This is a genomic window from Enterobacter cloacae complex sp. SHL020 (genome assembly GCF_049236945.1).
GTDB lineage: Bacteria > Pseudomonadota > Gammaproteobacteria > Enterobacterales > Enterobacteriaceae > Enterobacter > Enterobacter dykesii.
In genome coordinates this window covers 51,292-66,855 of sequence record NZ_JBMKJF010000015.1, presented here as the reverse complement: position 1 = coordinate 66,855, position 15,564 = coordinate 51,292, and the positions used below count along the sequence as shown (strand labels likewise).

13 protein-coding genes are annotated in these 15,564 nt (G+C 57.2%); 4 read left to right on the top strand and 9 right to left on the bottom strand.

What is annotated here, in order from left to right; all coding sequences use genetic code 11:
* Positions 1 to 1,411: helicase HerA-like C-terminal domain-containing protein (locus ACOTZB_RS22310; RefSeq protein WP_421628530.1), on the top strand; the 1,411-nt coding region annotated here is incomplete at its 5' end.
* Here ACOTZB_RS22310 and ACOTZB_RS22305 read toward each other — a convergent pair.
* Positions 1,391 to 2,332, bottom strand: coding sequence for a TIGR01212 family radical SAM protein (locus tag ACOTZB_RS22305; protein ID WP_421628533.1), 942 nt, complete (start codon positions 2,330 to 2,332; stop codon positions 1,391 to 1,393). The genes ACOTZB_RS22310 and ACOTZB_RS22305 overlap by 21 nt on opposite strands.
* Before the next feature lie 687 nt (positions 2,333 to 3,019).
* Here ACOTZB_RS22305 and gltB point away from each other — a divergent pair.
* Together gltB and gltD are read left to right on the top strand one after the other, a co-directional pair.
* Positions 3,020 to 7,480, top strand: a complete 4,461-nt coding sequence (gene gltB, locus ACOTZB_RS22300) for a glutamate synthase large subunit (RefSeq protein WP_421628529.1) — start codon at positions 3,020 to 3,022, stop codon at positions 7,478 to 7,480.
* Positions 7,481 to 7,489: 9 nt separating this feature from the next.
* Entirely contained in the window at positions 7,490 to 8,908 is a 1,419-nt protein-coding gene (gene gltD, locus ACOTZB_RS22295) for a glutamate synthase subunit GltD (RefSeq protein WP_023309377.1), read from the top strand.
* A 34-nt stretch (positions 8,909 to 8,942) separates the two neighbouring features.
* Here the strand turns inward: gltD and nanQ are convergent, their stop codons facing one another.
* From nanQ to sspA, 7 genes are all read right to left on the bottom strand, one after another.
* Entirely contained in the window at positions 8,943 to 9,410 is a 468-nt protein-coding gene (gene nanQ / locus ACOTZB_RS22290) for an N-acetylneuraminate anomerase (protein WP_421628528.1), read from the bottom strand.
* Positions 9,407 to 10,267, bottom strand: coding sequence for an N-acetylmannosamine kinase (gene nanK, locus ACOTZB_RS22285; RefSeq protein WP_421628527.1), 861 nt, complete (start codon positions 10,265 to 10,267; stop codon positions 9,407 to 9,409). The genes nanQ and nanK overlap by 4 nt, the downstream gene beginning before the upstream one ends.
* Complete coding sequence (locus ACOTZB_RS22280; RefSeq protein WP_421628526.1) at positions 10,264 to 11,748, bottom strand: MFS transporter; 1,485 nt, start codon at positions 11,746 to 11,748, stop codon at positions 10,264 to 10,266. The genes nanK and ACOTZB_RS22280 overlap by 4 nt, the downstream gene beginning before the upstream one ends.
* A gap of 71 nt (positions 11,749 to 11,819) precedes the next feature.
* Positions 11,820 to 12,713: an N-acetylneuraminate lyase gene (gene nanA / locus ACOTZB_RS22275; protein WP_421628525.1), complete on the bottom strand. Its 894-nt coding sequence runs from the start codon at positions 12,711 to 12,713 to the stop codon at positions 11,820 to 11,822.
* Between the two features lie 122 nt (positions 12,714 to 12,835).
* Positions 12,836 to 13,618 carry a transcriptional regulator NanR gene (gene nanR, locus ACOTZB_RS22270; RefSeq protein WP_023309382.1) on the bottom strand — a complete coding sequence of 261 codons (783 nt, stop codon included), beginning with the start codon at positions 13,616 to 13,618 and terminating at the stop codon, positions 12,836 to 12,838.
* Positions 13,619 to 13,721: 103 nt separating this feature from the next.
* Positions 13,722 to 14,219 (bottom strand): ClpXP protease specificity-enhancing factor, encoded by a 498-nt coding sequence (gene sspB, locus ACOTZB_RS22265; protein ID WP_047650973.1) that lies wholly within the window; start codon positions 14,217 to 14,219, stop codon positions 13,722 to 13,724.
* A gap of 5 nt (positions 14,220 to 14,224) precedes the next feature.
* Entirely contained in the window at positions 14,225 to 14,863 is a 639-nt protein-coding gene (sspA, locus tag ACOTZB_RS22260) for a stringent starvation protein SspA (RefSeq protein ID WP_014885418.1), read from the bottom strand.
* Here sspA and ACOTZB_RS22255 point away from each other — a divergent pair.
* Positions 14,862 to 15,161, top strand: coding sequence for a hypothetical protein (locus ACOTZB_RS22255; protein ID WP_214577016.1), 300 nt, complete (start codon positions 14,862 to 14,864; stop codon positions 15,159 to 15,161). The two genes, sspA and ACOTZB_RS22255, sit on opposite strands and share 2 nt — an antisense overlap.
* Before the next feature lie 10 nt (positions 15,162 to 15,171).
* Here ACOTZB_RS22255 and rpsI read toward each other — a convergent pair whose 3' ends face one another.
* Positions 15,172 to 15,564 carry a 30S ribosomal protein S9 gene (gene rpsI / locus ACOTZB_RS22250; RefSeq protein ID WP_003860436.1) on the bottom strand — a complete coding sequence of 131 codons (393 nt, stop codon included), beginning with the start codon at positions 15,562 to 15,564 and terminating at the stop codon, positions 15,172 to 15,174.

Genomic DNA, 15,564 nt, shown 5'->3' with positions numbered 1-15,564 from the left:
GACCGGGACGGGGAAAACCGTCACCCTGCAAAAGCTGGCGGAGTCGCTTTCGGAGATTGGCGTACCGGTCTTTATGGCTGACGTGAAAGGCGATTTAACCGGTGTGGCTCAGGAAGGGACGGCCTCTGAGAAACTGCTCGAACGGCTGAAAAATATTGGCATCACGGACTGGACGCCGCATAACAATCCGGTGGTAGTGTGGGATATCTTTGGTGAGAAAGGCCACCCGGTGCGCGCTACCGTCTCCGATCTCGGCCCGCTGCTGCTGGCCCGTCAGCTTAACCTCAACGACGTGCAGTCCGGCGTGCTGAATATTATCTTCCGTATTGCCGACGATCAGGGGCTGCTGCTGCTTGATTTCAAAGATCTGCGCGCCATTACGCAGTACATAGGCGATAACGCCAAATCCTTCCAGAATCAGTACGGCAATATCAGCAGCGCCTCGGTGGGTGCCATTCAGCGCGGGTTACTGACGCTGGAGCAACAGGGCGCCGAGCACTTCTTTGGCGAGCCGATGCTGGATATCAAAGACTGGATGCGCACCGACAGCAGCGGCAAAGGCATTATCAACATTCTGAGCTCCGAGAAGCTCTACCAGATGCCAAAGCTCTACGCCGCCAGCCTGCTGTGGATGCTCTCTGAGCTCTACGAACAGTTACCGGAAGCGGGCGATCTGGAAAAACCGAAGCTGGTGTTCTTCTTTGACGAAGCGCATTTGCTGTTTAACGATGCGCCGCAGGTCCTGCTGGATAAGATCGAACAGGTGATTCGCCTGATCCGCTCCAAAGGGGTTGGCGTCTGGTTTGTTTCACAAAACCCGTCGGATATCCCGGATAACGTGCTCGGCCAGCTCGGTAACCGCGTGCAGCACGCCCTGCGCGCCTTTACGCCGAAGGATCAGAAAGCGGTGAAAGCCGCCGCGCAGACCATGCGCGCTAATCCTGCCTTTGATACCGAAGCGGCGATTCAGGCGTTAGGCACCGGTGAAGCGCTGATCTCATTCCTGGATGCGAAGGGCAGCCCGTCCGTGGTAGAACGCGCCATGGTGATCGCGCCCTGCTCGCGCATGGGGCCGGTTACCGACGATGAACGTAACGGCCTGATTAACCACTCTCCGGTTTACGGGAAGTACGAAGACGAGGTTGATCGCGAGTCCGCGTTCGAGATGCTGCAAAAAGGGGTGCAGGCGACCACCGAATCCCAGGATGCGCCTGCCGCTAAAGGGCAGTCTGTCGCCGTGGATGACGGTATTCTCGGGGGTCTCAAAGACATCCTGTTCGGCAGCACCGGGCCGCGCGGCGGCAAGCGCGACGGCGTGGTACAAACCATGGCGAAAAGCGCGGCGCGGCAGGTCACCAATCAAATAGTGCGCGGCATGCTGGGGAGTTTGTTAGGCGGCCGTCGCCGGTAGACGGGGAACCCACGGGCGGCCCAGCGCCGAACCCTGCACACCGTTCTCCTGCAGATAGCGGTCGATTTCCACCATCCCCGTCCAGCGGTTCTCACACCATAGCGGTGCCAGAAGCGTTGGACGGCGGGCGCTGGCCGAGATGCGGTGGTAGACGATTTCCGGCGGGGTGTGGCGAATCATCTCCCCCGCCGTCACCGTATAGTCCTCAAGCTCAATACCGCTTAACCGCCCCGCTTCCCAGGCTTTCGCCATTATGCTGCCCTGCACAATATGCAGCGGATGCAGCTTGATACCGTCCACGCCGGTCTCAACAACTTTTTCCAGCGTCTTCAGGCCGTGCTGCTGCCCTTCACCCGGCAAGCCGATAATCAGGTGCGAACAGACCTTCAGCCCGCGCTCACGGGCCAGGCGCGTGGTGCGCTGGTAGCAGGCGAAATCATGGCCACGGTTAATACGGTGCAGCGTTTTGTCATGTGCGGTCTGTAAGCCCAGCTCCAGCCAGATCTCGTAGCCTTGTTCTTTGTACTCGCTGAGCAGGTCCAGCACCGCGTCCGGTACGCAGTCCGGGCGCGTGCCCACGCACAGCCCAACGATGCTGGCCTGGCTGACGGCCTGCTGATACATAGAGCGCAGCACCTGCACCTCCGCCCACGTGCTGGTGTAGGCCTGAAAATAGGCCAGATACTGCTTCGCGCGGTTCACCAGGCTGGCCTGATGGGCAAGTTGTTCAGCGATAGATTTATGCTGCTGGGCTTCGTCAGCAAAGGACGCAACGTTACAGAAGGTGCAGCCGCCGCGCCCGATGGTGCCATCGCGATTCGGGCAGCTAAACCCGCCGTGCAGCGTCAGCTTATGAACCTTTTGCCCGTACCGCTGCAAAAGATCCCCACCAAACATATTGACTAATTTCTGTAACTGCATAATCTGATAGACCGTCCCGGAGAAAGGGGACAAGCCTGCCACTTTTAGCCTCTGTCGGCGATGACCTGGATCAATCGCCCCGGACGGCCTTTATCTATATGAATAAATACTCAGGATTACTGCAATTTCATTCACGCTATCAGTGATTACTTTTCCTTATGTTCTGATTGTTTTTTTCATTTATAGCGCCACCACTGAAAAACAGTGGGTTTATGCGGGTTTGCAGTCAATGCCAGATTATTATTCTGCTATAAAACTGCTATTCAGCACGCTACATTGATAATACCGCTTTCATATAGTGAGTCAGATCACACTCCGCTGCGTCCTGCCAGGGCATACAATCAATGTAAAAATAGTTAAATACTATTTAATTTCAAATACATAAACACTCTTTAGCACATTTTTGTATAAATAAGATTGCCATTTGACCTGTGTACCAATTCCCGATAAGTTGGAAATCCGCTGGAAGCTTTCTGGATGAGCGGCCTGCTCATCATATTTATGCAGTAATTGAGATTCCCTCTGAAGCAAGTCCTCAAACTTGTTTACCTGCGCGAAAGGATGAAAAAGAGGGCGAATGCGAGGTCCGCGTATGAAACGCAAACCCCGTCGCCATGCTCTTTCTGCGCCTGTGCGCCACGGTAAAGTTCAGTGGGAAGCCCGACGAGCCTGGGGAGGTTCACTGATATGTTGTACGATAAATCCCTTGAGAAGGATAACTGTGGTTTCGGCCTGATCGCCCACATAGAAGGCGAACCTAGCCACAAGGTAGTGCGTACCGCTATTCACGCACTGGCCCGTATGCAGCACCGTGGCGCCATCCTTGCCGATGGTAAAACCGGCGACGGTTGCGGCCTGCTGCTGCAAAAACCGGATCGTTTCTTCCGCATCGTGGCGGAAGAGCGCGGCTGGCGTTTAGCCAAAAACTACGCTGTCGGCATGCTGTTCCTGAACCAGGATCCTGAAAAGGCTGCCGCCTCACGCCGCATCGTCGAAGAAGAACTTCAGCGTGAAACCCTGTCAATTGTCGGCTGGCGCGATGTGCCAACCAACGAAGGGGTGCTCGGTGAAATCGCCCTCTCCTCGCTGCCTCGTATTGAACAGATTTTTGTCAACGCGCCTGCGGGCTGGCGTCCGCGTGATATGGAACGCCGTCTGTTTATCGCCCGCCGCCGCATTGAAAAACGCCTCCAGGACGATAAAGAGTTCTACGTCTGTAGTCTCTCTAACCTGGTGAACATCTATAAAGGTCTGTGTATGCCGGCTGACCTGCCGCGCTTCTACCTGGACCTGGCGGACCTGCGTCTGGAATCGGCCATTTGCCTGTTCCACCAGCGCTTCTCCACCAACACCGTTCCACGCTGGCCGCTGGCTCAGCCGTTCCGCTACCTGGCGCATAACGGCGAGATTAACACCATCACCGGTAACCGCCAGTGGGCCCGCGCCCGTACCTATAAATTCCAGACGCCGCTGATCCCTGACCTGCACGATGCCGCGCCGTTCGTGAACGAAACCGGCTCTGACTCCAGCTCCATGGATAACATGCTGGAACTGTTGCTGGCAGGCGGGATGGACATCGTGCGCGCCATGCGTCTGCTCGTGCCACCGGCCTGGCAGAACAACCCGGATATGGACCCTGAGCTGCGCGCGTTCTTCGACTTCAACTCCATGCACATGGAGCCGTGGGACGGCCCTGCGGGCATCGTCATGTCCGACGGCCGTTTTGCCGCCTGTAACCTGGACCGTAACGGTCTGCGCCCGGCGCGCTACGTCATCACCAAAGACAAGCTCATCACCTGCGCCTCTGAAGTCGGTATCTGGGATTACCAGCCTGACGAAGTGGTCGAGAAAGGCCGCGTCGGCCCGGGCGAGCTGATGGTTATCGACACCCGCGGCGGGCGCATTCTGCACTCTGCCGAAACCGATCACGATCTGAAAAGCCGCCATCCGTACAAAGAGTGGATGGAGAAGAACGTGCGTCGCCTGGTGCCGTTTGAAGATCTGTCGGACGAAGAAGTGGGTCGCCGCGAACTGGACGACGATACGCTTGCAAGCTTCCAGAAACAGTTTAACTACAGCGCAGAAGAGCTGGACTCCGTTATTCGCGTGCTTGGTGAAAACGGCCAGGAAGCGGTCGGCTCAATGGGTGACGATACCCCGTTTGCCGTGCTCTCCAGCCAGCCGCGCATCATTTACGATTACTTCCGCCAGCAGTTCGCGCAGGTGACCAACCCGCCGATCGACCCGCTGCGCGAAGCGCACGTGATGTCGCTGGCCACCAGCATCGGTCGCGAGATGAACGTCTTCTGCGAGGCCGAAGGCCAGGCGCACCGTCTGACCTTTAAATCGCCGATCCTGCTGTACTCCGATTTCAAACAGCTCACCACCATGAAAGAGGAGCACTACCGCGCCGACACGCTCGATATTACCTTCGACGTGACCGAAGCGAGCCTCGAAGAGACGGTGAATGCGCTGTGTGACAAAGCCGAACAGATGGTGCGTAACGGTACCGTTCTGCTGGTGCTGTCCGACCGCAATATCGCGAAAAACCGTCTGCCGGTGCCTGCCCCGATGGCGGTCGGCGCTATCCAGACGCGTCTGGTCGACAAGAGCCTGCGCTGTGACGCCAACATCATTGTGGAAACCGCCAGCGCACGCGACCCGCACCACTTTGCCGTGCTGTTAGGCTTTGGCGCGACGGCGATTTACCCGTACCTGGCCTACGAAACGCTGGCCCGTCTGGTGGATACCCGCGCGATCGACAAAGATTACCGCGCGGTGATGCTGAACTACCGTAACGGCATCAATAAAGGCCTGTACAAGATCATGTCCAAAATGGGCATCTCGACCATTGCCTCCTACCGCTGTTCGAAGCTGTTTGAAGCGGTCGGCCTGCATGACGAGGTCGCCAACCTCTGCTTCCAGGGCGTGGTCAGCCGCATCGGCGGCGCCGGTTTTGCTGACTTCCAGCAGGATCTGGTGAACCTGTCCAAACGCGCGTGGCTGGCACGTAAGCCGCTGGATCAGGGCGGTCTGCTGAAATACGTTCACGGCGGCGAATACCACGCCTACAACCCGGACGTGGTGCGCACGCTGCAGCAGGCGGTTCAGAGCGGTGAATACAGCGATTACCAGCAGTACGCTGAGCTGGTTAACAACCGTCCGGCGGCAACGCTGCGCGACCTTATTGCCCTCAATCCGGGCGATGAAGCGGTCAGCATTGACGACGTTGAGCCGGCATCTGAACTGTTCAAACGCTTCGATACCGCGGCGATGTCCATCGGCGCGCTGAGCCCGGAAGCCCACGAAGCGCTGGCGGAAGCCATGAACAGCATCGGCGGCAACTCCAACTCCGGCGAAGGCGGTGAAGATCCGGCGCGTTACGGCACCAACAAAGTGTCCCGTATCAAGCAGGTGGCGTCCGGTCGCTTTGGCGTGACGCCTGCGTACCTGGTCAACGCCGACGTGATCCAGATTAAAGTCGCTCAGGGTGCTAAACCGGGCGAAGGCGGCCAGCTGCCGGGTGATAAAGTTACCCCGTACATCGCCAAACTGCGCTATTCCGTGCCGGGCGTGACGCTGATCTCCCCGCCGCCGCACCACGATATCTACTCTATCGAGGACCTGGCGCAGCTGATTTTCGACCTGAAGCAGGTCAACCCGAAGGCGATGATCTCCGTGAAGCTGGTTTCCGAACCGGGCGTCGGCACCATCGCTACCGGCGTGGCGAAAGCCTATGCGGACCTGATCACCATCGCCGGCTACGACGGCGGCACCGGCGCAAGCCCGCTCTCCTCCGTGAAATACGCGGGCTGCCCGTGGGAGCTTGGCCTGGTGGAAACCCAGCAGGCGCTGGTGGCTAACGGTCTGCGTCACAAGATCCGCCTGCAGGTGGACGGTGGCCTGAAAACCGGCCTCGACATCATCAAGGCGGCGATCCTCGGCGCGGAAAGCTTCGGCTTCGGTACCGGCCCAATGGTTGCTCTCGGCTGTAAATACCTGCGTATTTGCCACCTGAACAACTGCGCAACCGGCGTTGCTACCCAGGACGAGAAGCTGCGTAAGAACCACTATCACGGTCTGCCGTTCAAAGTGACCAACTACTTTGAGTTCATCGCCCGCGAAACCCGCGAGCTGATGGCACAGCTGGGCGTGAAACGTCTGGTGGACCTGATTGGCCGTACCGACCTGCTGAAAGAGCTTGAAGGCTTTACGGCGAAGCAGCAGAAGCTGGAGCTGAGCAAGCTGCTGGAAACCGCGCAGCCGCACCCTGGCAAAGCGGTCTACTGCACCGAGAACAACCCGCCGTTCGATAACGGCGTGCTGAACGCGCAGCTGCTGCAGCAGGCGAAACCGTACGTGGACGATAAGCAGAGCAAAACGTTCTGGTTTGATATCCGCAACACCGACCGTTCCGTGGGTGCCTCCCTTTCCGGCTACATCGCGCAGACCCACGGTGACCAGGGGCTGGCAGCAGATCCAATTACCGCGCACTTCAGCGGTACCGCGGGTCAGAGCTTCGGCGTATGGAACGCAGGCGGCGTTGAGCTATACCTGACCGGCGACGCCAACGACTACGTAGGTAAAGGCATGGCGGGCGGTCTGCTGGCGGTACGTCCTCCGGTCGGCTCAGCCTTCCGCAGCCATGAAGCCAGCATCATCGGTAACACCTGTCTGTACGGCGCGACCGGCGGTCGTCTGTTTGCAGCAGGCCGTGCGGGCGAGCGTTTTGCGGTGCGTAACTCCGGTGCTATCACCGTGGTGGAAGGCATTGGCGATAACGGGTGTGAATACATGACGGGCGGGATTGTTTGCGTTCTGGGTAAAACCGGCGTGAACTTCGGCGCGGGCATGACGGGCGGTTTTGCGTACGTCCTGGATGAAGACGGTGAGTTCCGCAAACGCGTGAACCCGGAGCTGGTGGAAGTGCTGGACGTTGATACGCTGGCCATTCACGAAGAACACCTGCGCGGTTTGATTACCGAACACGTGCAGCATACCGGTTCTTCGCGCGGCGAAGAGATCCTGGCGAACTGGCCGGCGTTCTCTGCGAAATTCGCGCTGGTTAAGCCGAAGTCCAGCGATGTTAAAGCCCTGTTGGGTCACCGTAGTCGTAGCGCAGCAGAGCTGCGCGTGCAGGCGCAGTAAGGAATTCAGATGAGCCAGAACGTATACCAGTTTATCGACCTGCAGCGTGTTGATCCGCCAAAGAAACCGCTGAAGATCCGCAAAATTGAATTTGTTGAAATCTACGAGCCGTTTTCAGAAGGCCAGGCCAAAGCACAGGCAGACCGCTGCCTGTCCTGCGGTAACCCTTACTGCGAATGGAAATGCCCGGTACATAACTACATCCCGAACTGGCTGAAGCTGGCCAACGAAGGGCGTATTTTTGAAGCCGCCGAGCTGTCTCACCAGACCAACACCCTGCCGGAAGTGTGCGGCCGCGTGTGCCCTCAGGACCGTCTGTGTGAAGGCTCCTGTACGCTGAACGACGAGTTCGGTGCGGTGACCATCGGCAACATCGAGCGCTATATCAACGATAAAGCGTTCGAAATGGGCTGGCGTCCGGACATGACCGGCGTGAAGCAAACAGACAAGCGCGTGGCAATCATCGGCGCGGGCCCGGCGGGCCTGGCCTGTGCGGACGTGCTGACCCGCAACGGCGTGAAGGCGGTGGTCTTTGACCGCCATCCGGAAATCGGCGGTCTGCTGACCTTCGGTATCCCGGCCTTCAAGCTGGAAAAAGAGGTCATGACCCGTCGCCGTGAAATCTTCACCGGCATGGGCATTGAGTTCAAACTGAACGTGGAAGTGGGCCGCGACGTGCAGCTCGACGACCTGCTGAAGGATTACGACGCCGTGTTCCTCGGCGTGGGCACCTATCAGTCCATGCGCGGCGGTCTGGAGAACGAAGATGCGCCGGGCGTGTACGACGCGCTGCCGTTCCTGATTGCCAATACCAAGCAGATCATGGGCTACGGCGAAACCGCCGATGAGCCGTTCGTCAGCATGGAAGGCAAACGCGTGGTGGTGCTGGGCGGCGGTGATACCGCGATGGACTGCGTGCGTACCTCCATTCGTCAGAATGCGGCACACGTGATCTGCGCCTATCGTCGCGACGAAGAGAACATGCCGGGCTCTAAACGCGAAGTGAAAAACGCGCGTGAAGAGGGCGTGGAGTTCCAGTTTAACATCCAGCCTCTGGGTATTGAAGTGAATGCCAACGGTAAAGTGAGCGGCGTGAAGATGGCGCGCACTGAGATGGGCGCACCGGATGCGAAAGGCCGTCGTCGCGCCGAGATCGTCGCCGGTTCTGAGCATGTGATCCCGGCCGATGCCGTGGTGATGGCGTTCGGTTTCCGTCCTCACAGCATGGAATGGCTGGCGAAGCACAGCGTTGAGCTGGACTCGCAGGGCCGAGTGATTGCGCCAGAAGGCAGCGACAACGCATTCCAGACCAGCAACCCGAAAATCTTCGCCGGCGGCGATATTGTTCGCGGTTCTGACCTGGTGGTAACGGCGATTGCCGAAGGTCGTAAAGCGGCTGACGGGATCCTGAACTACCTGGAAGTGTAAGAAATGAGCCGGATGGAATTACCATCCGGCTTTTTTATGCGGTTAACAGGCTGGCGCGGACCTTTACCACGACCTTTTTAATCTCTCCCGCCGAGTCGGTGATACACCCCGGTTTATGCGGTTCCCCCGGCATAAACACCACGAACATCCCCGGCCTTAACGCTATCGATTGTTCCCCCTCGATGCGACGGCAAAGCTGATAATCCTCGTCGCTATGCATTTCCTCGCACTCGCGCGCGGACTCCGCAACGCCAAACAGAATCCGCTCTTCACCGGCCAACAGGAGCTGAATGTCAATATACCGTGCGTGCAGCTCTGCCTTTTTCTGTTCCGGACCCTGAGTGCAAAACTGCATAACATTCATAAAGATATCTTTGCCTTGCACCTCGTAGTGGCCCGGCGCTTTCTCCTGCGGCCGGGCGGCAACCGCCAGCGCCAGCGCATTCACCAGTACGGCGGGCAGGCCCGACGATGCCAGTGACTGCAGCTCTCCCATCATCATAGCGTGTCTCCCGTTGCTAACAGCGCCGCACCCAATAGCCCGGCGTCGTGGCGATAATGCGCTGCCCGAAGCGCCACCTGATATACCTCTGGCTCCTGCGATAAATAGGCTTTCACTAGGGGCAAATATCCTTCCGCCAGCCCCACGCTGCCGCCGACCACGATAACCTGACAGTCGGTAACAGCTTTGACGTCAGCGATCAGTCGAGCCAGCGTTTGTGCAGAATTTGCCACCAGCTTACGGGCCTGCGGTGTATCCCGACTGAATATTGCCTTCGCATCGAGCCCTGCCAGCTCCTCCTTCGCCTGAGCGGCAATACCTCGCCCTGAGGCAATGGCTTCAACGCACCCTCTTCGCCCACAGCCGCAGAGAGGTCCATCTGGATCCGCCAGCGTGTGGCCAAAATGCCCCGCAAGCCCACCGCTGCCCGACTGCAGTTTTCCATTGAGCACAACACCGCCGCCCACGCCGGTTGAAACCGTCAGAAATGCCATATCCTGTTTCTCGTGCAACGCGCAAAACTCTGCCCATGCGGCGGCCTGCGCGTCGTTAAGTGCCGTCACCGGTAATTGCGTGATGGCTTTCAAAAAGGCGACCAGCGGAAAATGTGCCAGCCCGCCCAGGTTGGAAGGATTGATGGAGGTCAGTACGCCGTTTTGAATAATCCCTGTCGACGCCACCGCCACGCGACGGGCATGCGTAACGAGAGGTAAAACCAGGGAACGTAACGCCTCCTCCAGTGCGCCCGGCGTCTGACTGGCGGGAGTCTGGCACTCCCTTCGCATCGACAGAACGTGTCCCTCAATCAGGGCGGCGGCGAGCTTTGTTCCGCCAATATCAATCGCCAGCGTCGTCATTTCACCACCTGCTCGCGTTTGACCGCCCCCGCCGGGAAGGCTCCGCTCAGCGGTTTACCGTCGATAGCATCGTGAGTGCGTAGCGCTTCCGGCCTGATCCAACGCTGAACGCGAGACGGCATATCCAGGCCGATCAACAGGATCACCACAAACGTCAGGCCAAAGGAGAGCGATCCCAGCGCGGTTCCCAATTCCATCCGTTGCGACAGCAGCGCGCCGATTACCGGTGCAAGCGCCCCGCCCAGCGCGCCGACGTTATAGGTAAATCCAAGCCCGGCCGCCCGCTGGTCGGTATCGAAGTAACCCCCGATGAGTTTAGGCAAGATCCCGGAAATACCCTGACCCAGCATCTGCTGGAAAAAGAGCAACAGCCCGAGCACCCAGATATTCGCACCGCCGATCGCAAACACCGGAATGATGAGCATCTGCGAGGCCAGCAGGCTGCAGACGTACGCTTTACGGGTTCCCAGCCAGTCGCCAAGAAAACCGCCTACGCAGCAGCCCACCGCCGCGCCAAATCCGCTGAAGAACAGCACGCGGGCCACCGTAACCGGATCGTAGGCCAGCTCCGTTTTCAAATAGGTTGGCAGCAGCGCCTGAATCGGCCACGAGTAGAGAAAGGCGAATAGCACCACTACCATCAGCGTTACGCCAGTAGGCCAGCGTTTGCCGCTGCTTTGCACCATAAAGCTGATAAAAACGACAGCGCACAGCAGCCCCAGAATGACCACCATCCCGACGTTGTTTAGCTCCCCGGCAAAGCAGAGCCACAGCGCCATACCGGCAAACAGCGTCATGGCAATATTGATTACGCGGTATTTGCCGCGATAAAGAATATCAACCATCGTACGCACCGGGGCTTTACCTTCATGCTTCGCTTGCCAGTCCTCCGCTTCCGGGATGTTTTTACGCAACCACAGGGCGAAGACGATGGGCAAAATGCCGATAAAGAATAGCGCGCGCCAGCCCCAGACGGGGACCACGAGACTGTAAACCTGCGCGGCAATGACGGCGCCCACGGAGAAACCGGAAATCAGAAAACCGCTCGCCTTGTTGCGCAGATGCTTCGGCCAGCTTTCAATCACGTAGGTTGCGCTGGAACCATATTCGCCTGCCATCCCCATGCCAATCACCATTCTGGCAATAAACATGGTGACGTAGCCTGGCGCAAACCCGCAGGCCAGAGTACCGCAGGAGAACAGAACAATGCTGGTTATCATCGCCAGCTTACGGCCATAGCGATCGCCCATCGCCCCCAGCAGCAGGCCACCAAACCAGCGTGAGATAAAGGCCGCCGAAATTAAACTCGCGGCTTCCACCGTCGTCAGGCCGAACTCACTTTTTACTTCCGTCAGAACTAAGACAATCAGGACAAAATCGAAGCCATCAAGCAAATATCCCAGCCAGGCGGCGGAGAAGGCACGCCACTGCGGGCGGCTGAGATGGCGGTACCACGGGATGCTTTGGGTAGATATACTCATTTCACTCTCCCGACGATTTATCTGTCGTTTTGCCGGACGGCGGCTGCGCCTTATCCGGCCTGCGTAATGCGTTAGCGTTTTTCCGCCATCAGCTGTTCTGCCAGGGCTTTTAACGCTGGCACAAATTTTTCGTCCACAGGGGAAAACGGCTTGCGGCACAGCGGTACGGAAACCACGTCCATGTAGTGCAGCACCGTTTTCAGACCACGGAAGACGCCGGCTTTGATCAGCAGGTCGATAACCTTATTGCACTCGCTTTGCAGACTCTGCGCGGTGGCGTTATCCCCTTCCCGAACCGCTTTAGCGATTGCCTGGTAGCGCCAGCCCATGATGTTGTACGTACTGCCGATCCCTCCGTCAGCGCCTGCAAGCAGACCGGAGGCGAAGATCTCGTCGTAGCCGTTGTAGAGCACAAGTTCCGGATGCGCACGGCGGATCTGTTCCATCTGGAAGAGATCGCCAGAGGTTTGCTTCAGCGCGCCGACGCCCGGCAGCGTGACCAGGGTGTTGATCTGCTCAAGCGTCAGCTTCACGCCGCTGAGGGCCGGAATGTTGTAAACCACCATCGGTAACCCCTCAGCGGAGTCAATAATTGCACGATAGTGGTCACAGTGTTCTTCAAAGCTGAACGGATAGTAAAACGGGGTGACAGCAGACACGGCGTCAAACCCAAAGCGGGCAGCGGCGGTGGCCAGCCGCTGGCTCTCTGCTGTGCTGACGCAGCCAACATGGGCAATGAGCGTAATTTTCCCCTTCGCCTCTTCCGCCACGATCTCCATGACTTGCTCACGTTCGGAAAGGCTTTGTACAAAAGCCTCTCCTGTTGAACCACCCACATAAAGCCCGTCGATGCCCTGCTCAATATTGAACTGCACCAGACGGCGCAGGCTCTCTGTATCCAGCATTTGTTGTTGAGTAAACGGGGTCAGGAGTGCGGCCATTACGCCGCGTAATTGCGTTGCCATAGTTACCTCAATCGATCGTGTGTTTGTTATAAAGACATACCTTTATACCTGTTATACCAGATCAATTAAGCAGCAGTGGAATACAGAACGCTTATATTGCGATCTGCTTCACTAAAGGATCGTTATTTTTTGGCTTTTGAATGTTGGCCGAAAGCGTGCCAGGTGGCAGAAACGCTATTGAGATGGGTCTGGAGCGCGCGATCGGCCTCATCCGGATCCCGGCGGCGGATCGCATCGACGATCGCAATATGCTGGTGATAGCTGACTTCATTATGCTTATACAGCTCGGCATCCGGCACTTTAGGACGCGCGGCGATCAGCCAGTCGAGCAGCGCAACGTGGATCGCATTAAAGATCGGATTGCCTGGAATTTCCGCCAGCACGCGGTGAAAATCGACGTCGGACCGGATAAACAGGGCGTTATCATCCAGAGACTGGCTGTTGATCTCCAGCGCTTGTGTCAGCCGAGCGATTTGCTCGTCAGTGGCAAATTCAGCGGCAAAACGGACAAGGCTGGATTCAAAGAACAGACGTAGCTGTTCAAAATGGGCAATGCCGCCGGGCTGGGTCAGGAAATCTTTCGCCATGCCTGAAAGCTCGTTGATGATGGTATCGGCAGAAGGCATGGAGACACGGGCACGTTCACCGTTGTTGATCTGCACCAGTCCTTTACGCTTTAGCGCCGCCAGCGCCTCCCGCACCGAAGGGCGACCCACGTTGAAGAACTCCATCAGCTCACGTTCGGAGGGAAGTTGTTCTCCCTGAGCAAACTCTTTGCGGCGGATCATCTGCTCGAGCTCTTCTTCCACCATATCGGACAGCTTTTTGCGCGCCAGAGGACGACGTCGCAGGCTGCGGCCAATAGTTTCATCAGAGTTTTCAGCTTTAAGATCAGTTGGTTTCATTGCAGTCCGGTGCCATAGAAGTAAAACAATTTATCATAACACAGGAAATTAGAGGGGGCGAAAAGGGGCAGAAAGCAAAACAGGCCCGATTGGGCCTGTTTGATTATTTCACGACGCGAAGAGCCGGACGACCACCGCGCGGAGGCGGATCGTCATCAGGATCATTGTCGTCGTGATGATCGGGTTTATCGCCATCGATAAGTGACATCACCGTGTCGCTTTCGCGCTCGTCGGATGCGTTGTCATCATTCAGGCTGGTAACATCTTCATCATACGCCGCTTCCGGCTCGAACATGGTACCCGCACCGTTTTCACGCGCGTAGATAGCCAGCACGGCTGCCAGCGGCACGGAAACCTGACGCGGCACGCCGCCGAAACGCGCGTTGAAGCGCACTTCATCGTTTGCCAGCTCCAGGTTACCCACCGCACGCGGCGCAATATTCAGTACGATTTGTCCGTCACGCGCGTATTCCATTGGAACCAGCACGCCCGGCAACGTCACATCCACAACCAGGTGCGGCGTGAGCTGGTTATCCAGCAGCCATTCATAGAAGGCGCGCAGCAGATAAGGACGGCGTGGAGTAAGTTGTGACATTTCCACAGTCATTAGCCTCGGCCGAGACGCATTTCACGTTCCGGTTCAGTTAAAGATGCCAGGAAAGAGTCGCGCTCAAAGACGCGAGTCATATAGCCTTTCAGCTCTTTTGCGCCAGGACCGCTGAATTCTACGCCCAGGGTTGGCAGACGCCACAGCAGCGGTGCCAGGTAGCAATCCACCAGGCTGAACTCATCGCTCAGGAAGAATGGTTTCTGACCAAACACAGGAGCGATCGCCAGCAGCTCTTCACGCAGTTGTTTACGTGCAGCGTCAGCTTCAGAAGCAGAACCGCTGGTAATCACGTTCATCAGCGAGTACCAGTCTTTTTCGATACGCTGCATGTACAGGCGGCTTTCACCACGCGCTACAGGGTACACAGGCATCAGTGGCGGATGCGGGAAACGCTCATCCAGATATTCCATAATGATACGGGATTCCCACAGGGTCAGCTCGCGATCCACCAGCGTCGGTACGCTTTGGCTCGGGTTGAGATCGATCAGATCCTGAGGCGGGTTATCCTTTTCCACATGCTCGATCTCAAAACTGACACCCTTCTCGGCCAGCACGATACGAACCTGATGGCTATAAATGTCAGTAGGACCAGAAAACAGCGTCATTACCGAACGTTTGTTGGCAGCGACAGCCATGAAAACCTCCAGGTATATTCAGAATTTTTACTGCTACCAGCCCAACAGGGGCCAGCCAGATGTTGTATCGCCCATCCCAGAGAAAACACATTGTTCAAGAAACGAACAAAAAGCGAGTATTCACCGATATTTGGGCAGAAAATTGGATGATAGTTTACCAGATTTTGATGGCTTTGTGGTGAGGGGATTCTGGAAATGTGGAAAAAGAGAAGATATATGCATGGATATTGTGGATAACCTGCGCATTATCCATAAAAAAACCCGCCGAAGCGGGTTTTTCGCCAATCGTTCTGCGTAAGCAGAATGGATTAACGTTTGGAGAACTGTGGACGACGACGTGCTTTACGCAGACCCACTTTCTTACGTTCAACCTGACGCGCGTCACGAGTAACGAAGCCAGCTTTACGCAGTTCAGAACGCAGGGATTCGTCGTACTCCATCAGAGCGCGGGTGATACCGTGACGGATCGCACCTGCCTGACCGGAGATACCACCACCTTTAACGGTGATGTACAGATCCAGTTTTTCTACCATGTCAACCAGTTCCAGCGGCTGGCGAACTACCATGCGGGCAGTTTCGCGACCGAAGTATTGTTCCAGAGAACGCTGGTTGATTACGATTTTACCACTGCCCGGTTTGATGAAAACGCGAGCTGCGGAACTTTTGCGGCGACCAGTGCCGTAGTATTGATTTTCAGCCAT